General features: G+C 40.3%; 18 protein-coding genes and 1 tRNA gene. 15 read left to right on the top strand and 4 right to left on the bottom strand.

Going from position 1 to position 21348, the window contains the following annotated elements:
- The first annotated feature begins 149 nt into the window (after positions 1-149).
- From murG to Q0486_RS13580, 8 genes are all read left to right on the top strand, one after another.
- Positions 150-1280 (top strand): undecaprenyldiphospho-muramoylpentapeptide beta-N-acetylglucosaminyltransferase, encoded by a 1131-nt coding sequence (gene murG / locus Q0486_RS13615; RefSeq protein WP_299234430.1) that lies wholly within the window; start codon positions 150-152, stop codon positions 1278-1280.
- Positions 1270-2646: a UDP-N-acetylmuramate--L-alanine ligase gene (murC, locus tag Q0486_RS13610; RefSeq protein ID WP_299234428.1), complete on the top strand. Its 1377-nt coding sequence runs from the start codon at positions 1270-1272 to the stop codon at positions 2644-2646. Before murG ends, murC begins: the two co-directional genes overlap by 11 nt.
- Positions 2643-3377 (top strand): cell division protein FtsQ, encoded by a 735-nt coding sequence (locus tag Q0486_RS13605; protein ID WP_299234426.1) that lies wholly within the window; start codon positions 2643-2645, stop codon positions 3375-3377. The genes murC and Q0486_RS13605 overlap by 4 nt, the downstream gene beginning before the upstream one ends.
- Before the next feature lie 5 nt (positions 3378-3382).
- On the top strand, positions 3383-5146 hold the full coding sequence (ftsA, locus tag Q0486_RS13600) for a cell division protein FtsA (protein ID WP_299234424.1): 1764 nt from the start codon (positions 3383-3385) through the stop codon (positions 5144-5146).
- Between the two features lie 26 nt (positions 5147-5172).
- Positions 5173-6480, top strand: a complete 1308-nt coding sequence (gene ftsZ, locus Q0486_RS13595) for a cell division protein FtsZ (RefSeq protein WP_299234422.1) — start codon at positions 5173-5175, stop codon at positions 6478-6480.
- Between the two features lie 45 nt (positions 6481-6525).
- On the top strand, positions 6526-6975 hold the full coding sequence (locus Q0486_RS13590; protein WP_299234420.1) for a GatB/YqeY domain-containing protein: 450 nt from the start codon (positions 6526-6528) through the stop codon (positions 6973-6975).
- A gap of 120 nt (positions 6976-7095) precedes the next feature.
- The gene (locus Q0486_RS13585) at positions 7096-8013 is read left to right on the top strand and encodes an ABC transporter ATP-binding protein (protein ID WP_299234418.1); all 918 of its coding nucleotides are present in this window, start codon (positions 7096-7098) and stop codon (positions 8011-8013) included.
- Positions 8014-8038: 25 nt separating this feature from the next.
- Positions 8039-9337, top strand: a complete 1299-nt coding sequence (locus tag Q0486_RS13580; RefSeq protein ID WP_154043413.1) for an ABC transporter permease — start codon at positions 8039-8041, stop codon at positions 9335-9337.
- Positions 9338-9443: 106 nt separating this feature from the next.
- On the opposite strand, the gene recO is transcribed toward Q0486_RS13580, so the two are convergent.
- From recO to Q0486_RS13560, 4 genes are read right to left on the bottom strand one after another with little or no spacing between them, the layout of a single operon-like run.
- On the bottom strand, positions 9444-10169 hold the full coding sequence (gene recO / locus Q0486_RS13575; protein ID WP_204390323.1) for a DNA repair protein RecO: 726 nt from the start codon (positions 10167-10169) through the stop codon (positions 9444-9446).
- 34 nt (positions 10170-10203) lie between these two features.
- Complete coding sequence (locus Q0486_RS13570; RefSeq protein ID WP_299234414.1) at positions 10204-11652, bottom strand: catalase; 1449 nt, start codon at positions 11650-11652, stop codon at positions 10204-10206.
- Between the two features lie 15 nt (positions 11653-11667).
- Positions 11668-12105, bottom strand: a complete 438-nt coding sequence (locus Q0486_RS13565; protein ID WP_299234412.1) for a flavodoxin domain-containing protein — start codon at positions 12103-12105, stop codon at positions 11668-11670.
- Between the two features lie 5 nt (positions 12106-12110).
- Positions 12111-12974 carry a hypothetical protein gene (locus tag Q0486_RS13560; RefSeq protein ID WP_299234410.1) on the bottom strand — a complete coding sequence of 288 codons (864 nt, stop codon included), beginning with the start codon at positions 12972-12974 and terminating at the stop codon, positions 12111-12113.
- Between the two features lie 106 nt (positions 12975-13080).
- Between Q0486_RS13560 and Q0486_RS13555 the strand changes: the two genes are divergently transcribed.
- The 7 genes from Q0486_RS13555 to Q0486_RS13525 all read left to right on the top strand — a co-directional run bounded on the left by Q0486_RS13555 (position 13081) and on the right by Q0486_RS13525 (position 21301).
- Positions 13081-13965, top strand: coding sequence for a LysR substrate-binding domain-containing protein (locus Q0486_RS13555; RefSeq protein ID WP_299234407.1), 885 nt, complete (start codon positions 13081-13083; stop codon positions 13963-13965).
- Between the two features lie 198 nt (positions 13966-14163).
- Positions 14164-14235, top strand: a tRNA-Glu gene (locus Q0486_RS13550).
- A 41-nt stretch (positions 14236-14276) separates the two neighbouring features.
- A complete protein-coding gene (gene rpsT, locus Q0486_RS13545) occupies positions 14277-14531 on the top strand; it encodes a 30S ribosomal protein S20 (RefSeq protein ID WP_154043419.1) in 255 nt (84 codons plus the stop codon).
- 187 nt (positions 14532-14718) lie between these two features.
- Positions 14719-16680: a DNA topoisomerase (ATP-hydrolyzing) subunit B gene (gene gyrB, locus Q0486_RS13540; RefSeq protein ID WP_299234403.1), complete on the top strand. Its 1962-nt coding sequence runs from the start codon at positions 14719-14721 to the stop codon at positions 16678-16680.
- Between the two features lie 264 nt (positions 16681-16944).
- Positions 16945-19623 carry a 4-alpha-glucanotransferase gene (locus Q0486_RS13535; protein ID WP_299234400.1) on the top strand — a complete coding sequence of 893 codons (2679 nt, stop codon included), beginning with the start codon at positions 16945-16947 and terminating at the stop codon, positions 19621-19623.
- A gap of 184 nt (positions 19624-19807) precedes the next feature.
- Complete coding sequence (locus tag Q0486_RS13530) at positions 19808-20410, top strand: ribonuclease HII (protein WP_154043422.1); 603 nt, start codon at positions 19808-19810, stop codon at positions 20408-20410.
- A 453-nt stretch (positions 20411-20863) separates the two neighbouring features.
- Positions 20864-21301, top strand: coding sequence for an Hsp20/alpha crystallin family protein (locus Q0486_RS13525; RefSeq protein ID WP_204401705.1), 438 nt, complete (start codon positions 20864-20866; stop codon positions 21299-21301).
- The last annotated feature ends 47 nt before the right edge of the window (positions 21302-21348 follow it).

The raw sequence follows: 21348 nt of genomic DNA, 5'->3' as shown, positions 1-21348 counted from the left end.
GATTTAAAAAATTGTATTATAACAATATAAACATATTAATTTCTTCTTATTATGTTTTTATTTGAAGTTTATTGATAACTTTGCGAAAAATAAGATAAAAAATTAAGTATTGAAGATTTAATCTTCATTTTACAAACAGCTAAAGAGATATGAAAGATAATCTACGTATAATAATAAGTGGTGGTGGAACAGGAGGTCATATTTTTCCTGCCCTTTCCATTGCTAACGCCATAAAAGAAGCAAGACCTGATGCGGAAATTCTTTTTGTAGGTGCTGAAGGCAGAATGGAAATGCAAAGAGTTCCGGCAGCAGGATACAAAATAATAGGTTTGCCTGTAGCTGGATTCGACAGAAAGAACCTGTTTAATAATTTTGCTGTAATAGTAAAATTAATAAGAAGCCAAATGATAGCACGTAAGATTATCAAAGACTTCAACCCACATGCAGCTGTAGGTGTAGGTGGATATGCCAGTGGACCAACCCTTAAAATGGCAGGTGCAATGGGAATACCTACACTAATTCAGGAACAAAATTCATACGCAGGAGTTACAAACAAACTGTTGGCTGCCAAAGCCGAAAAAATTTGTGTGGCATACCCTGGAATGGAAAGATTCTTTGACAAGAATAAAATCATAATGACTGGTAACCCTGTCAGGCAAGGGTTATTAGACAACAAGCTTTCAAAAGAGGAAGCTATTAAGTCATTCGGACTAGACCCAACAAAGAAAACGATACTGATAATCGGAGGTAGCCTTGGAGCAAGAACACTCAACAACTGTGTTATGCATGCTATGAGCGAAATAAAGCAATCGGGGGTACAGTTTATATGGCAAACAGGTAAATTCTATATTGAAGAAGCAAGAAAATGCTATAACGAAGCTGGCAGTCCGAGGATGATACATACTACAGACTTCATATCTGATATGAATGCGGCATATACAGCTGCCGACCTGGTAGTGAGTCGCGCAGGTGCCGGTTCCATATCAGAATTCTGCCTCTTAGGTAAGCCGGTTATTCTTGTACCTTCACCTAATGTGGCAGAAGATCATCAAACCAAGAATGCCATGGCACTCGTAGACAAGGATGCTGCAGTATACATCAAGGACTCAGAAGCCGACGAGAAACTCATCGATGCAGCAGTTTCGTTAGTTGCCGACAAGGATAAATTGAAGTCACTCAGTACAAATATAAAGAAGCTTGCATTCCAAGACTCCGCAGCTAACATTGCGGCTGAAGTATGCAAACTGGCAGAAAAATATAAGGACGAACATGAACATTAATTCTATAAAATCAGTTTATTTCATAGGTGCGGGTGGTATAGGAATGAGCGCACTAGTACGTTATTTTTTGTCGAAAGGCAAGAAAGTGGGAGGATATGACCGTACCCCCAGCGAACTTACCGAGAAATTGATTAAAGAAGGTGCCGATATACACTACGAAGAAAATATTGAACTTATACCTGAAGAATGCAAATGTAAAGATTCTACCCTGATAATCTTTACACCTGCTATTCCTAAAGAACACAAAGAACTGATATTTTTTAAAGAAAATGGATTCGAAATATTGAAACGCGCACAAGTACTGGGAATGATTACACATACAGAAAAAGGGTTGTGCGTGGCTGGTACACACGGAAAGACCACAACATCAACCATGACTGCACACCTGCTACACCAATCACACGTAGGATGTAACGCTTTCTTGGGAGGTATATCAAAGAACTATAAGACAAACCTGTTGCTTTCCGATACCAGCGAGTACGTAGTGATAGAGGCAGATGAGTTTGACAGGTCATTCCACTGGCTGACACCATTTGCCACTGTAGTAACAGCTGTAGACTCTGACCATCTTGATATTTACGGAACACGCGAAGCATATTTGGAAAGTTTCAATAAATACACTTCCCTGATTACACCTGACGGATATTTGATAGTAAAGAATGGTATTGAACTTTCTCCACGCGTAAAAGAAGGAGTAAAGGTTTTCTCATACGGTATTGGTGAAGGAGATTTCAGAGCTGAAAATATCAGAATAGGTAATGGAGAAATAATTTTCGACTATATATCTCCGTTAGGCAATATCGAGAATATCCAGTTAGGAGTACCTGTGTATGTAAACATAGAAAATGGTGTAGCAGCAATAGCTTTGGCGCAAATTGCCGGAGTTACTGCTGAAGAGATAAAAAAGGCGATGCCAACGTTCGGTGGAGTTGACAGACGATTCGACTTCAAGATAAAGGATGAAAATATGGTGTTCTTGAGTGATTACGCTCATCATCCCGCTGAAATAAAACAAAGCATCTCATCTATAAAAGCTCTTTATCCAAGTAAAAAGGTAACTGTCGTATTCCAGCCACACCTTTACACTAGAACAAGAGATTTTTATAAGGAATTTGCGGCAAGCCTTTCGCTGGCAGATGAAGTAATCCTTCTTGATATTTATCCGGCAAGAGAACTTCCTATTAATGGTGTTACCAGCAAGTTGATATTCGACTGTTTGGAGAACAAAGCATCGGCCATTATGTGTAAAAAAGAAGAGCTGACTGACATTATAGCCAAAATGGAAATAGAAGTACTTATTACACTTGGTGCCGGAGATATTGACAATATGGTTCCACAAATATATAACATACTGAAAAATAGATGATAAAAAGAATTCTCATACTCATAGCATTGATTGTCACCTCCATTTATCTGGTTTTGGCAATCACTTTATTTAATGCAAAACCGTCTGAACGGACTTGCAAGGGTATGGAATTGGAAATAATGGACGATATTGACTACGGGTTCATAACACTTCATGACATAGAGAGCTCACTAAAACGTGAAAAGCAACTGCCTGTTGACGTAAAACAAAAAGACATAAACACACGGAAAATGGAAATTATTCTAGAAAAGAATCCATTTATAAAAGATGCCGAGTGTTATATTACAGCAGGTGGAAAAGTTAAAATAGACCTGTACCAAAGAATTCCACTCTTAAGAGTGATGAGTAGTAATGGCGACAATTACTATATAGACAATGAAGGAAAAGCAATGAAAGCCAGTGGCAAGCCAGTACATGTAGCTGTAGCCACAGGATATATTGACAGAAAATTTGCACAAGACAAGCTTTTTGAACTAGCACGTTTCCTCCAGTCTGACAAGTTCTGGAATGCACAGATTGAACAAATCAATGTAACACCTAAACAGGAGATAGAGCTTGTTCCAAGAGTTGGCAATCACATCCTCTTCATTGGAAAGCCAGAATCGTATGAAACAAAATTCAGAAAGCTTAAAGCTTTCTACACAGAGGGGTTGAATAAAGTGGGATGGAACAAATATGAACGCATAAGCGTAGAATTCAATAACCAGATAATTTGCACAAAAAAGGAGTAAGAACAATGGCAGCAACAGATTTCATAGTAGCAATAGAATTAGGTTCGACTGATATTTCAGGTATTGCCGGCAAAAAAAATGCTGACGGCAGCATTAATATATTGGCATATTCTTCAGAAAAGTCGGACGACTGTATTAAAAAAGGAGTTATCTACAATCTGGATAAAACTACACAGAAACTGACTTCCATAATCAAAGACCTGGAAACAAAACTTCAGGCAGGGATAAAGAAAGTATATATTGGTGTAGGAGGATTATCACTTAGAAGCATAAGAAATACTGAAGCCAGACAACTGGGTGATGATACAAGAATATCACAAGCCATCATTGACAGTATGATGGAAGCCAATATGGAAACTCCACTCTTGGATTATGAAATTCTAGCAGTTGAACCTCAAGAGTATAAAATAGGAAACAATCTTCTGACAGAACCTGTAGGAACTACAGCAAGTAGCATAGAAGGAAACTATCTGAATATAATCGCACGACCTTCGGTAAAACAAAATATCAGACAGTGCCTTTCACATACAGGCTATGAAATTGCAGGATTCACCATTTCTCCTATGGCAACCGCTGACACAGTACTTACTACAAATGAAAAAAGATCTGGATGTGCCCTAATTGATTTAGGTGCAGACACTACAACTGTTGCTATATATAAAAATAATATACTCCGCCATGTATGTGTTATTCCTTTGGGAGGAAATAATATCACTAAAGATATATGTAGCAAGCAGATAGAGGAAGATGATGCCGAACTGATAAAGCTAAGATACGCATCTGCATACACAGAATATAAAGAAGGTGAAGAAGTTCAAGATACAGAATTCGCAATAGACGGTAAATGTTCAATAATGTCAAGAACTTTGGAAGATATTGTAGAGGCTCGAGTTAATGAAATAATAACAAACGTATTCAATCAGATAAAATTGTCCAACTACAGTGACGGACTTATGGCAGGTATTGTAGTTACTGGAGGAGGTTCCAATATGCCAAACATCGACAAAGCCATAACAAACATCACAAAGATTGAGAAAGTTAGAGTGGCACATACAGGCGAAATAAACCTCACAGGACATACCAATCTCCCTAAAAATGGAAAATCGAACACGCTTGTAGGAATTCTGTTATCAGGCGAGGAAAATTGCTGTAGGGTAGATCCTAAAAAAGGGCACCAGTTTGATTTCAACGATGAGCCCAAACCTCAAGACACTGAAGACAATACACACAATGACAATACAAATGTAGAAATACATAAAGAAGAAGAAACTGCAACCGTTGAGGTCGTAGATAATACAAAAGAATGCCACAAACTGGTCATTGAGGCCTCACAACTGATATTGAGCAGGAGTTATACAGAAGCTCTGGAAGTCCTTGCCAAGGCCAAAGAAATGAATGTAGAATCAAAGGTTCGTGAAATAGATTCTTTGGAAAAAGAAGCCAAAAGACTTTTGGATGAAGCAGAAAGAGTGAAAGCCATTAAGGAAGCACAGCTTCAGGCTGAGAAGCAGAAAGAAAAACAAAGAAAAGACGAATGTGACAAACTTTTGGAAGAAGCCGTAGAGTTGATAGACAAGGAAAAATACAAAACTGCAAAAGAGAAACTTGACGTTGCTAGAAAATATAACATTCCGGAATGTAACATGATTATCGAAGATTTAGAAGAAAAAATTATAAAGACGCAGAAAAACAAGAAAAGAAGTATCTTCGACAGAATAAAGCAAGGGATGAGTAAAGCATCAGAAGAGTTTTTCGACGGAATAAAATAAAAATTTTAAATTAAATACTCAAAGATATGTCAGATGAAACAACAATGCCTTTCGATTTTCCGAAAGACGTACAGCATATAATAAAAGTCATAGGAGTAGGTGGAGGTGGAGGAAATGCCGTAAACCACATGTACAGAGAAGGTATACACGACGTAAACTTCGTAGTGTGTAATACAGACAATCAGGCATTGGACGAATCACCTGTTCCTATAAAGCTACAATTAGGTAGCGAAGGTCTGGGGGCTGGTAACCGTCCGGAAAGAGCAAGAGCAGCAGCCGAGGAAAGTATCGAACAGGTAAAAGATATGCTCAACGACGGATGCCGCATGGCTTTCATCACTGCCGGTATGGGTGGTGGAACAGGAACAGGAGCAGCACCTATCATCGCCAAGGCAGCCAAGGATATGGACATCCTTACCGTAGGTATCGTTACCATTCCATTCCTTTTTGAAGGAAACAAGAAAATTGACCAGGCTCTTGACGGTGTGGAAGAAATGAGCAAACATGTCGATGCACTTCTGGTTATCAACAACGAAAGGCTTCGTGATGTATATTCGGACATCAGCGTGATGAACGCCTTTGGAAAAGCTGACGACACTCTGTCTGTTGCAGCCAAGAGTATAGCAGAGATAATAACATTGAGAGGTAAGATAAACCTTGACTTCAACGATGTGAAGACTGTACTTAAGGATGGCGGTGTGGCTATCATGAGTACAGGTTATGGCGAAGGTGAAGGTAGGGTTTCAAAGGCTATCAACGACGCTTTGAACTCACCATTACTGAACAACAACGACATTTTCAATTCAAAGAAGGTACTTTTCGTCATTACATATAGTCCGACAAGCGAACTTATGATGAACGAGATGGATGAAATCCACGACTTCATGAGCAAATTCGGAAAAGACTTCGAAACAAAATGGGGTCTTTATGAGGACAGCTCTCTTGAATCGAAAATCAAGTTTACTATCCTTGCCACAGGTTTCGGTATTTCGGATGTTCCGGGAATGGATAATGTAATACAGAAACATACCAAAGAAGAAGAGGAACGTCTAGCAGAACAGGAAGAAATCAGACAGAAGAAGGAAGACCGCCGAAGCAACTACTACGGAGCGAATATCGTAAGAACTAACAGGAAAAGAAGACATCACTTATATGTATTCAGCCAGGAAGATCTTGACAACGATGATATTATAAGCATGGTTGAAACAATACCAGCCTATAAGAGAACAAAGAGTGAACTTGAAAGCATACAGTCTAAAGCTGCAATGCAGGAAACACCATCACATGGTCCGGAATCCAACAATTCAGAAAACACTGTCATAAGCTTCTTTTAATACCAATAAAGATAAAATACTTATAAACTTAAAAACTCATATATTATGGATTTATTCGAACAGATCAGCAACGATATCAAGGAAGCCATGAAGGCTAAAGACAAAGTTAAACTTGAGACTTTGCGTAATGTGAAAAAATTCTTCCTTGAAGCAAAAACAGCTCCGGGAGCTAACGATACACTGACAGACGATGCAGCACTGAAAATTATGCAGAAACTAGTAAAACAAGGAAAAGATTCAGCAGCTGTATATGAAGGACAGGGCCGCACAGATCTTGCAGAAGCTGAAATGGCACAGGTAAAAGTAATCGAAACTTATCTCCCGAAACAACTTTCAGCAGAAGAACTGGAAGCTAAACTTAAAGAGATAATAGAGCGTACAGGAGCAAAAGACGGCAAAGATATGGGCAAGGTCATGGGAGTTGCTTCGAAAGAGCTTGCAGGTCTCGCTGAAGGACGGGCTATATCAGCCAAAGTGAAAGAGCTTTTGGGTTAACAATCATGACATAAAGGTATAAAAAACAATACAAGAGAAACGGTATATAGATTATGACAATAACAAGGATAAATGCATAATTTATATACCGTTATTTTTACAACTTAAAATCAAACGTTTATGAGCGAATACTTTTTGGAGGCGCATAACATTGTAAAAAGTTATGCCAACCACACGGCACTTAATGGTGTAAGCATTAATGTTCCTAAGGGAAAAGTCTTCGGACTGCTAGGACCTAACGGAGCCGGAAAAACCACACTGATAAGAATCATCAATCGTATTACCGCACCAGATTCTGGTGAGGTTTACTTCGACGGACATTTATCGCAACCTGACGATATATACAAAATCGGTTATCTTCCCGAAGAAAGAGGACTGTACAAAAAAATGAAGGTAGGTGAACAAGCAATCTACCTTGCACAACTGAAAGGATTGGACAAACGTGAAGCCACAAAACGTCTGAAAGAATGGTTTGACAAATTCGAGATTACACAATGGTGGGATAAAAAACTCGAAGAGCTCTCAAAGGGTATGCAGCAGAAAGTACAGTTCGTAATCACTGTACTCCACAAACCACAACTGCTTATTTTTGACGAACCGTTCTCTGGTTTTGACCCTGTAAACGCAGAACTTCTGAAGAGAGAGATACTGGAGTTGAAAAATCAGGGACACACCATTATTTTCTCTACTCACAACATGTCGTCTGTAGAAGAGATATGCGACAACATAGCACTGATAAACCACTCTCAAGTAGTCCTGCAGGGAGAAGTGAACGAAGTACGTTCTCAATTCAAAACCAATACTTACAGACTGGGATTACATATAGGAGAAGAGTTGTCAGCTAACAGCATGTTTGAAATTCTTTCGTCCGAAGTTAAAGGTGGAGAACATATATTCACAATCAAGAAGAACAGCGACTTGAGTAACTCAAAACTACTGGCAAGCATCGCTGAAGGAAATGAAATAACTTCATTCGCAGAATGCCTGCCTTCAATGAACGAAATCTTCATCAGAACTGTAGAGAACAGCAAACCGTAACATTAACCCTCTATCGCTTTTAATTATGAACAAAACATTCATTATAATTCACCGCGAGTTCATGAACCGCGTGAGCAAAAAATCATTTATCATACTGACTGTTCTGATGCCGTTCATATTCGCAGCATTGATATTCGTACCACTGATGCTTTCGATGGTAAAGAGCGACGAACAGAAAAACATTGCTGTGATAGACCATACTGGAAAATATTTCCCAATGATGGCCAACGACGAATCATATTTATTCTTCCCTGAGACAGAAATGAAAGATGAGTTCCGCTCGGATACAACAGCCTACAGCGCAGTTATAGAAATCACAGCAGACCTAATAGAAAATCCTGATGCGGCAGCTATATATTCCCGCAAGGAAATCCCACAGGGACTGTCGCGCATAGTTAACAATGCCATAAACGAACAAATTCGTCACGACAAACTGACAAACTATAACATTCCTCAGTTGCAGAGGATTATGAACGATTTCGAACAGACCTATAGCATACGTACAATCAAGTGGAGCGACGACGGCAGCGAGAGCGAATCAAATGCAGGAGTAGCCGTAGCAGCAGGTATGATACTGACATTCCTCATCTATATGTTCGTTATGTCATACGGAGGTATGGTAATGCAAAGCGTAATGGAAGAGAAGACCAACCGTATAGTAGAACTTATGATTTCGTCTGTACGCCCATTCCAGCTGATGATAGGTAAAATCATAGGAATCGGACTTGTAGGAATATTGCAGCTTGCCATTTGGGGAGTAATGCTTGTTATAATACTTACTGCTGCCGGATTAATGTTCGGAGTATCAGCAATGTCAAATCCTGATGCAATGATGGCTGCAACTTCAACACCGATGCCGGAACCTACAGAAGCAAATGCTATACTTGCATCTATCAACAACCTTAACCTGCCTGCACTTGGTGGTATCTTCGTACTGAACTTCATAGGCGGATATCTGGTTTATGCTTCTATATTTGCTGCGATAGGCGCATCTATCAATGAGGCTGAAGACTCACAGCAGTTTATGACTCCAATAGTGTTCCTTCTTATTTTTGCACTATATGCAGCTATATACAGTGCGGAAAATGCCGATGGCCCGTTAGCCGTGTGGTGCTCAATGATTCCTTTCACATCTCCGGTGGTCTCAATGGTACGTGTATCTCTCGACGCTCCTGTATGGCAGACAACTGTTTCTCTGATAATTCTATATATATCTGCTTTCACACTGATATGGCTTGCAGGAAAGATTTACAGAGTGGGAATCCTGATGTACGGAAAGAAGCCTTCTTTAAAAGAGATGATTAAATGGATAAGCTATAAATAAGTTTTCTAATGCCGACTACTGTCGGCATATAAAAGAGATTACAAATACGAAAACTTTATACCCGTTGGCAGAAAGAACTATAATTTAACTCTGCCAACGGGTATTATTATATAAACAGTTCCTGTAATACGGACAAAGACTTCAGTTCCGGAAAATCCGGCAGATGCAACCGGTAATATTCGTTTATAATATCCAGACATCTGTTTCTCTCCATACGGTTCATGGCAAACAGATGCATATTGTCGTACTTCATACGCATCAGGTTGACTATACGTGCCGATTCCTCAGGATGAAGGAACATTCCATGAAAAGGTTTCTCTATAGTAAAACATGCATTCATAAGGTCGAAATAAGCACCTTCTGCGTAATCCTCAGTATTGGGATAGAGTCCGAGAAACCTTGACAGACGGATAAGAAACACGAGATGAAAATTAGAAAAACTTTTTTCGCAGGCATCAAGCCACATTATCGAACCTGCCAAATACGAGAAAAGAGCTTCATCCCTACCCTCTTCTTTCAAGGCACGGAAAAGGAATTCTGACAGGAACATTGCTATTCCCGATTTATATGGATCATATGGAAGTGAACTCAGGACATGCCACAATCTGGCTTCACGTACAGGATGCAACGAAGCTCGCGGGCGGACTTCTGCATCAATTTCAACCATTGCAAAAGGCTGAAACAAAAGACTCATCGCACCTTTTTTCTTCGATCGCGACACAGGTATAAGAAAAGACATTCGCCCATTCTCACGTGTGAAGATATGGGCGATGTTCTTTGTGTCATTATACTTGAATGAACATAATACTATTCCTTGATATCTCTGCAACATAACAGTGCAAAGTTAAAGAATATATCATAAAAAATCAATCAATTTCCAGTCCAAGTGCTTTTGCCACTCCACGACCGTAAGCCTCATCGGCTTTCATACAGTTATTGATATGTCTGCGCTTGATTTCTACAGGTATATCACCCATAGCACGGGCAGTATTTTCAAACAATACCTGCTGCTGTTCCGGTGTCATCAGGCGGAAGAGGGCTCTCGGCTGTGAATAATAATCAGTGTCGTCCTCACGGTAATTCCACTGATATGCCGCACCGTCAAGTTCCAAAGGCGGCTCCTTATATTCTGTCTGGTTCATCCATTCGCCGAAGCTGTTTGGCTCGTAGCCGATAGTAGAACCGTGATTGCCATCCACACGCATCTGTCCGTCGCGGTGATACATATTGAGGAACGGACAACGACTGCGGTTTACAGGTATCTGATGATGATTCACACCGAGTCGGTAACGCTGTGTATCTCCGTATGAGAACAGACGTCCCTGAAGCATACGGTCAGGCGAAAAGCTGATGCCGGGAACTACATTTGCCGGATTAAAGGCTGCCTGTTCCACATCGGCAAAATAGTTTTCAGGATTACGGTTAAGCTCCATAATACCTACCTCTATCAACGGATATTCTTTCTGCGACCACACCTTGGTCAAGTCGAACGGATTGTAAGGACAGTTTCTTGCCTGTTCCTCTGTCATAAGCTGTACGAACATCTTCCATTTCGGGAAGTCACCCTTCTCAATACTTTCGTATAAATCACGCTGATGGCTTTCACGGTCTTTTGCTATGATGGCCTCTGCCTCTTGATCTGTCAGGTTCTTGATACCCTGCATGGTGTGAAGGTGAAATTTCACCCATGTGCGCACGCCTTCGGCATTGATAAACGAGAATGTATGGCTTCCATATCCGTGCATGTGTCTGTATGAATACGGAATACCTCTGTCACTCATTGTGATTGTAACCTGATGTAGTGCTTCGGGAAGCAGTGTCCAGAAATCCCAATTATTCTTAGGACTACGCATGTTTGTGCGAGGGTCACGTTTCACTGCATGGTTCAAATCAGGGAATTTAAGCGGATCGCGCAAGAAGAATACCGGAGTATTGTTCCCCACGAGATCCCAGTTACCTTCCTCTGTATAGAACTTTATGGCGAAACCTCTGATGTCGCGTTCCGCATCGGCTGCTCCACGTTCGCCTGCCACTGTAGAGAAACGAACAAACAATTCTGTTTCCTTTCCTACTTCAGAGAAGATGGCAGCTTTAGTGTATTTAGTAATATCGTTAGTAACGGTGAATTTTCCGAAAGCGCCCGAACCTTTGGCATGCATACGTCTTTCAGGAATTACCTCTCTGTCAAAATGTGCAAGCTTTTCAAGAAACCATACATCCTGTAAAAGCATAGGTCCTCTTTTTCCGGCTGTAGCCACATTCTGATTGTCGGCTACCGGTGCCCCCTGGGCTGTTGTCAGTTTTTTTGTTTCCATAAATACCTCCTTAAATTATTTAGTAAACATGTTACTTTGTATAAAAGTATCCAGTTTAGTTTTGTCTTCGTCTGTCAAACGTGCTGTCTTCGATTTCAGGAAATCGCTTACTCCCTTTCCGGTCATATTCATAGCCTTTCTCATCCTGCGGTGCATACTTCCGGTCCTTATCTTGTAAGTAGTAAAAAACATGACCTTACGTTCTTCAATAAAATCTGCAACAGACTTGCTGAAGTCAATCCACTTTCGATGCGGATGCTGTCCTATAACAAACCAGCCGCAAGTCCAACACCCCGATAACACAATGTCTGATTTCAACAATCTCTGCTTGTCGAAATCTGAAATTGAGGATAGACTGACATCAAGTCCTTTTGACCACAGATACATTGCAATCTCTCTGGCATATGCTGCCGTCCGGCCAGTATGGCTATAATATAAAACCGTTGCTTTCATAATCGTTATTCCTTAACTATTACGACTCTGCTGTTTGGCAAATCGGGTATATAAATATATCCTTCTTTGACTGAAATATCTGCCGGACCAATCAACGGATTATCAAGACTGATATTTACAGGAGTAACAGAGCGGTCGGAAAGGCTGACTTTACTTAATGAAGCTGGAGCCCAGTTTGTAATATAGATATAGTCTCCGTCTGTAGATGTGGCAATACCGTCATACTGTCCGGCAATATCAACAAACTTCTCAAGTTTAGGATTTGCGATATCGTCTATCTTATAGATAACATTCTTTCCTGTTGTATTTCCGTCGGCAGGATAAGATGCCACATACATATTGCCGTTATTGATTAGCAAACCGTTAGGACCAGGTACCTCTAACCATTCTTCAGGATTATAGCCTTTATTTCCACTGATATCAATTCTGAATATACGGTCTGAATTTGTAACTGAAGCGTACAGGTATTTTCCGTATGTCACAAGATCGTTTACAAACAGATGACCTTCCGGCAATCTGATAATTACAGGCTTAGCCGACTTATCCATTAAATTATAAACAACAATCTTGTTTACATCACACACAAAGAGTCTGTCGCCTTGTGCCAGCATTCCTTTTGGAGCAGACAGGTTACCATCAGAAGCTATAAACTTCTCTGCTTTTCCATCTTTATAATACATTATATATCCTTTACCTTCATCGTTCAAAGGATTAAGTTCCTCTGTTCCGAAATTGGCAATAAGAATACCATTATTATAAGGTAATGTACTTTCGCAAAAGCGTAAACCGTCATCTACAATACTCAAATCTGTCTGGGCAGAAACAAATCCACAGACACTCATAAACATAATAATCAATAAAGTTTTCATACGTATTTAAAATTTGTAACAAATATAAATATGCAAAAGATATTTCGCTATATTTGTAAAATTCTATTTTCCGATAACAGTTATTGATAAAAACGATATAGCACAAATGGAACTAAGACAACTAAAGTATTTCGAAAAGGCATGCGAACTTAAAAACTTCTCTGAAGCATCCAGAATGCTTCATATATCGCAAAGTACTCTGTCGCAACAAATCAAGCAACTGGAGGACGAACTCAACGTTCTGCTTTTCGACAGAATAGGCAAAAGAATCATACCGACAGAAGCCGGACTTGCCTTTCTGCCTTTTGCCAGAAATTCCATACTTGAGGCAGAAAACGGAAAACAGATTATAAAAGACTTGAAAGGAATTATGACAGGAACACTCAATATCGGTGTAACCTACAGTCTGAGTCATCTGTTAAGATGTTCTATTACCGAATTCAAAAAAGCTTATCCCGGAATAAAGGTCATTATAAATTTCGGCACATCAAAAGAACAGATAAAGCTCCTTGAGAACAAGCATGTGGATTGTGTACTGTCATTTGAGCCGGAAGAAATTGATGAAGACTATGAGAAAATTAAACTTTTCTCATCGAAACTGTATTTCATTGTCCATGAATCACACCCCATGTCCCAACTCTCTTCAATATCTCTGAAAAAGATTCAGAATATAGAATTGGTTCTGCCAGCTGTAGGATTCGCCACACGTATGAAAACAGACGAAATATGCTGTAAAAACAACATTACACTAAACACTGTAATGGAAATAAACGACGTACAGACTATAATCCACCTGATAAGAAAAGGAAACTGGGGAACAATACTTACCCGAGCAGCAATAAAAGATGAACCCGACCTTAAGGCTATACCTATATTATCGGCCGAAATACTCAACTCACAGGCCTATCTGTTTTGGCCCAAAGGAAACTACAGAAAAAAATCCGCAACAGAATTTGCCGAATTCGTACTAAAAACCGTAAGAAAAGGATAGACCAGAACATTACTTAATATACTTAAATTCATCTCGAAACAAATACAAACTATATTTAGCAACAATAAAATACTTTTTCTTACCTCTTTAGGAAAAAAAATAATACAGAAGTTTTGGTATTTTGAAAAAACTTCATACCTTTGCATCCGCAATCGAGAAATAATAACCTCGACAACATCGGAAAATCCGAAATAGGATGGCCCGTTCGTCTATCGGTTAGGACGCAAGATTTTCATTCTTGAAAGGGGGGTTCGATTCCCCCACGGGCTACAAATAAACAGTATAACGAACAATATTAAAGATTAGTCGAGATGGCAAATCACAAATCATCTATCAAAAGAATTAGACAGGAAGAAAAAAGAAGACTTCACAACAGATATTATGCTAAAACTATGCGTAATGCTGTAAGAAAACTTCGTGCTACAACAGACAAAGCTGAAGCAGTAGCATTGTATCCAAAAGTACAGAAAATGTTGGATAAATTGGCTAAGGTTAACATTATCCACAAGAACAAGGCTGCTAACTTGAAGTCAAAATTAGCTGCACACATCGCTAAGATTGCTTAATTTTGGTACCTTAAAAAGATATTAAGGCTAGGTTTTTACCTAGCCTTTTGTCGTTTATACACTTCGTATCTGAAAGCAAGGTGAGAATCAAAAAACATGCTGATTTTCACCTTTTTTTTGGCTATTTGAAAAGGTTATTACACATATTTTTCGTAACTTTGAACGATTAAATAAACTATTTAAAAACATGAGTGAAGAACTGACACCAAACAGCGGAAGCAACTACTCGGCAAGCAGTATCCAGGTACTTGAAGGACTTGAAGCCGTACGTAAACGTCCCGCTATGTATATCGGCGACATCAGCGAAAAAGGTTTGCATCACCTCGTATATGAAGTTGTAGATAACTCTATCGACGAAGCGCTCGCCGGATATTGTACACATATAGAAGTAACTATAAACGAAGATAATTCAATCACCGTTCAGGACAACGGACGTGGTATCCCTGTCGATTTCCATGAAAAAGAGAAAAAATCGGCTCTTGAAGTCGTTATGACAGTGTTGCACGCCGGAGGTAAATTCGACAAAGGTTCATATAAGGTTTCCGGAGGTTTGCATGGTGTGGGTGTATCGTGTGTGAACGCACTTTCAACTCACATGACTACTAACGTATTCCGTAACGGAAAGGTTTATCAGCAGGAATACGAATGCGGTAAACCACTCTATCCTGTAAAAGAAATAGGAACTACAGAACTCAGAGGTACCCGACAAACATTTTGGCCGGATGCTTCAATATTCACCGTAACCGAATATAAGTATAACATTCTTCAAGCTCGTCTTAGAGAATTGGCATATCTGAACAAAGGTATCACAATCACTCTTACTGACAAACGAGAGATTGAAGAAGACGGTAGCTACAAGAGCGAAGTATTCCACTCGGACGAAGGTGTAAAGGAATTCGTACGTTTCCTCAACTCTACAAACACCCCACTTTTTGATGATGTAATCTATCTGAACACTGAAAAACAGGGTGTTCCTATTGAGTGTGCAATTATGTATAACACAGGTTTCCGCGAAAACCTGCATTCATACGTAAACAACATCAACACCATAGAAGGTGGAACTCACGAAGGTGGTTTCCGTGCTGCACTTACTCGCGTATTGAAGAAATACGCTGAAGAAAGCAAAGCGCTGGAAAAAGCAAAAGTTGAAATCTCAGGTGAGGACTTCCGCGAAGGTCTTATTGCTGTAATCTCTGTAAAGGTTGCAGAACCTCAGTTCGAAGGTCAGACAAAGACAAAACTTGGAAACAGCGAAGTAAGCGGTGCCGTACAGCAGGCTGTAGGTGAAGCTCTTTCAAACTATCTTGAAGAACATCCTAAAGAAGCAAAAGTCATTGTTGACAAGGTGGTACTTGCAGCAACAGCACGTATCGCAGCTAGAAAGGCACGCGAGTCTGTACAGCGCAAGAGCCCTATGGGCGGCGGCGGACTTCCGGGAAAACTGGCAGACTGTTCAAGCCGTGTAGCTGAAGAATGCGAATTGTTCCTCGTCGAGGGTGACTCTGCAGGTGGTTCTGCAAAACAGGGACGAAGCAGACAGTTCCAGGCTATCCTTCCTCTGCGAGGAAAAATCCTGAACGTAGAGAAGGCTATGTGGCACAAGGCATTCGAGAGTGACGAAGTAAACAATATCATCCAGGCACTTGGAATCCGTTTCGGTGTAGAGGAAGAAGACAGCAAGAAAGCGAACATCGAAAAACTCCGTTACCATAAGGTGATAATCATGACCGATGCCGATGTCGATGGTTCTCACATCGACACACTTATCATGACTCTGTTCTACAGATATATGCCTGAAATCATTCAGGAAGGTCACTTGTATATCGCTACTCCTCCATTGTACAAATGTACAAAAGGTAAGATCAGCGAGTATTGCTACACAGAAGATGCAAGACAGGCATTCATTCAGAAATACGGTGACGGTAGCGAACAGGGAATACACACTCAGAGATACAAAGGTTTGGGTGAAATGAACCCAGAACAGCTTTGGGAAACAACAATGAACCCTGAAACACGTATCTTGAAACAAGTACAGATAGAAAATGCCGCTGAAGCGGACTATATCTTCTCTATGCTTATGGGTGATGATGTAGCCCCACGACGCGAGTTCATAGAAAAGAATGCTACTTATGCCAATATTGACGCATAAGGTAGTTTATATGTTTAACTAAATTTTTTATACCTCCTCACATCTTACACGGAGGAAAGCCTCGGAATTCACAAAGTTCCGGGGCTTTTTTATTATTAATACGTTTATATTTCATCTCTCCAAAAACGGCCTCAGAAAGCGTATAACGCGGTTTCATGCCATAAAACATTTATATTTTTCCTCCAACCCCGACAAGGATTATCATAAAATAACTATTTTTGGGAAAAGAAATAACTAAATAAAAACTAATACCAAAAGAAAGATATGAAACTGACATTTCGTATTAAGTATCGTACTGTATGGGGGGAGAGCCTGAGGGTCGTGATAAACGATGACGAGAAGAACTCACTTCCTCTTTTTACACGCGATGGTCAGGAATGGCAAGGCACATTCAATTATGACCTACCTGAAAATTCCGATGTTGTGCCATACCGCTACACAGTTTTCAGAAACGAGGACTGCGTAAGGAAAGAGTTTGGTGCTATCCCCCACTCCATTATAAAAGGCAATGCACAGCAACACCATTTTATATTCGACGATTGCTGGCGTGACCTGCCGGAAGGAAACCACAGATACAGTTCCGCATTCAACGGCATTCCACATACTGAAGATCCTAAGAAACTTACTGATAATGTAGGCAGCTGTATATCATTCAGGGCATTATGTCCCGGGCTGAGACACAAGGCACAGGAACTGGGAATCATAGGAAGCTGTAACGTACTAGGGAATTGGGAATATTACCGTCCGCTAAGAATGCAGGAAATCATGCCGGATGTATGGAGCATATCAATAGATGCATCTTCACTTACATTTCCTTTTGAATACAAGTTTGTAGCACTAAGTTCCAAAACAGGAGCTGTAGAGGAATGGGAATGCGGATGCAACCGTACTTTCCATATACAACCGCTTATGCGTGGTGAAACTTACTTCCCGACAGAGACTGAAGTATTCTTCAACCTGCCGGAAAGGAAAATAGCCGGTAGCGCGATACCTGTATTCTCACTCCGTTCGGAAGGCAGTTTCGGTGTAGGCGATTTCGGCGATCTGAAAACTTATATAGATTGGGCTGCAGAAACAAATCAGCAAGCCGTACAGATACTACCTATCAACGACACTACAAGAACAAATACATGGGTAGATTCATATCCGTACAATGCTATATCAATATACGCATTCCACCCTATGTATATCGACTTAAGACAGCTTCCTGCCCTCAAGGATACAGATAAAGCTGCTGAATATGAAAACAAACGTCAGAAACTGAACAGCCTCCCTCAAGTGGAATACGAAGGAGTGAATAATACGAAACGTGCATATCTGAAGGACATTTTCACTCAGGAAGCTGAAAACATTCTTTCATCGGAAGATTTCAAATCATTCTACAGCAAGAACGAAGAATGGCTTAAACCTTATTCGGTATTCAGCTATCTGAGAGACCTGTATGGTACTGCTGATTTCAATACATGGCCGGAATACAGCACATACGCTTCCGAAGAAATTGACAAACTCTGTGATAAGGAAGCAGAAACATATCCTGAAGTTTCATTCTACTACTTCCTGCAATACGTACTGCACGTACAGCTTCTTGCAGCTGCCAACCATGCACGCAGCAAAGGTGTGATTCTGAAAGGAGATATTCCTATCGGTATAAGCCGCGGAAGTGTGGAAGCATGGGTAGAACCATATTACTTCAATATGAACGGACAGGCAGGTGCGCCACCTGATGCATTCTCTGTAAACGGACAGAACTGGGGATTCCCTACATACAACTGGGACGTAATGGAGAAAGACAACTACCAGTGGTGGAGAAAACGTTTCTCAAAAATGGCTGAATACTTCACTGCTTACCGTATCGACCACATACTTGGTTTCTTCCGTATTTGGGAAATTCCTGTACATTCCGTACACGGACTGTTAGGACAGTTTGTTCCGGCACTGCCTATGAGCGCGGACGAAATAAAAGGTTTCGGACTGAACTTCCAGAAAGAGTTCATGACAGAACCTTTCATCAACGACTATATGCTTAACACCATATTCGGTGACAAGAGTGATGAGGTACGCAACACTTTCGTACAGCATGAGCACCATGACATCTACCGCATGCGTCCTGAGTTCGATACACAGCGTAAAGTCGAAGCTTACTTTGCAGGAAAGACCGATCAGGAAAGCCTCAACTTGAAGGAAGGCCTATACTCATTGATAAGCAATGTTCTGTTCGTAAAAGACAGAAAGAATCCTGAGATGTATCACCCGAGAATATCTGTACAGAACGACTTCATCTACAAGCAGCTCAACTGGCAGGAACAGGAAGCATTCAACAGGCTGTACAACCATTACTACTACCAGCGACACAACAAGTTCTGGTACGACGAGGCAATGAAAAAATTACCTGTCCTCACCCAGTCAACTTCAATGCTTGTTTGCGGTGAAGACTTGGGAATGGTGCCAGACTGTGTGCCATGGGTAATGAACCAGCTGCAGATTCTCTCTCTCGAAATACAGAGAATGCCTAAAGACCCGAAAGACGAGTTCGGACATGTCTATAACTATCCGTTCCGCTCTGTTTGTACTATAGGCACCCATGATATGTCAACCCTCCGTGGTTACTGGAAGGAAGATGCACAGATTACAGAACGCTACTATCATTATGAACTCGGACATTGGGGCGAAGTTCCACAGGATGCACCGGGATGGCTATGCCGTGAGGTTGTAAGCCAGCATCTGAACTGCCCGTCACTACTATGTATCCTGACATGGCAGGACTGGACATCAATAGATGAAACTCTCCGCAATCCGGACATTGAGATAGAACGTATCAACGTTCCTGCAAATCCTCGCCACTACTGGAGATGGAGAATGCACGTCACTCTGGAAGACCTTATGAAGAAAGACGATTTCAACGAACAGATAAGAAATATGATTACTGAAAGCGGAAGAATCTAAGGATAATCCGCAATCAAGTTATTAACAACCAGACAGGGTTTAAACAGTATTTACAGGCTGTTTAAGCCCTGTTCCTTTTTAACACCGTATGTGAATAACACATTAATAACTCCATACATAAATATTGCTGCATAAAAAACAAAATGCGTACCTTTGCACCCGGAAATTTTAAAACCCCATAAAGATGCTTTTACCATACTTGAATGAAAACCTTATAGAAGCCGGATGCGATGAAGCAGGACGAGGATGTCTTGCCGGAGCAGTTTATGCCGCAGCCGTCATTCTGCCGAAGGACTTCAAGAATGAGATGCTGAACGACTCGAAGCAACTATCTGAAAAACAGCGCTATCAGCTTAGAGAAGTTATAGAAAAGGAAGCATTGGCATGGGCAATTGGTATTGTAGAACCGGAAGAAATTGATAAAATCAACATTCTGAACGCTTCGTTCCTCGCGATGCACAGAGCAATTGACCAACTGAAAATTACTCCAGAACATTTGCTGATAGACGGCAACCGTTTCAACAAATACAAGAACATTCCGCATACCACAATAGTAAAGGGCGATGGAAAATATCTTTCAATAGCAGCCGCTTCGATACTTGCGAAGACTTATCGTGACGACTATATGAACAGGCTGCACAGTGAATATCCTATGTACGCATGGGATATGAACAAGGGATATCCTACCAAAAAACACCGACAAGCCATAAAGGAATTCGGCACTTCTCCTTATCACCGCCTGAGTTACAACCTTTTAGGCGATACACAGCTTTCGCTGGATTTCTAAATCAAGTCTTGGATTTCAACATCAACAGGAGTTATTAACAACCTGTTGAAAACCTACGTTATTAACAGCCTGTTAATAACTCTGCCTTCATGCCTTCTAACTTTGGCACGACCGAAACAATCCATATAACATTTTTCTAGCCCAAACACATTAAATACAGAAGTAATAGTCCGCTAAAGGACATTTTGACACATAAAATAAGATAATCAAATGACAATTTGTCAACTTCCAACTTTATCAACACCTGTGAATATATTAATAATGTTTCCACATATTTAAAACAATGGCCTGAAGGTTTAAAATCAGATTATAAACATTAAACACCGTCTGACAAAAATTCAAACTCCCGGCATCGGCATACAGTTTGCAATATCAATAGTGAACTTGAGGTTCAAAAACCAAGAGTTCGGAAATAATTGAAAATGTATAACTTAAATATAGGAGATTAAAACTATGATGCCGATTAGAAAGTATTACAATCAGAACTGGTTACCAAGTATCTTTAATGATTTCTTTGATAATGACTGGATGGAAAAGACTAATGCTACAGCTCCGGCAATCAATGTTATTGAGAGCGAAAAGAACTACAAAGTAGAGGTTGCAGCTCCAGGAATGACCAAAGACGATTTCAACATCCATTTGGGAGACGACAACGAACTTGTTATCTCAATGGAAAAGAAAGTTGAAAACGAAGATAAAGATAAAGAAAACAAGAAATACTTGCGACGTGAGTTCTCTTACACAAAATTCCAACAGTCACTTTACTTGCCTGACAATGTTGATAAGGAAAAGATAAGTGCTAATGTTTCAGACGGTGTATTGACTATCGAACTGCCGAAGTATTCACCTGAAGAAAAAGCTAAGGTTAATCGTGTTATTGAGATACATTAATCATTGGTAAACCAAATAAGAGCCTCCCGCCAACAGTCAACGGGGGG

The sequence above is a fragment of the uncultured Bacteroides sp. genome (genome assembly GCF_937912035.1).
Lineage (GTDB): Bacteria > Bacteroidota > Bacteroidia > Bacteroidales > Bacteroidaceae > Phocaeicola.
Note: the sequence above shows the minus strand (reverse complement) of the source record. Positions and strands in the feature narration are given on the sequence as shown.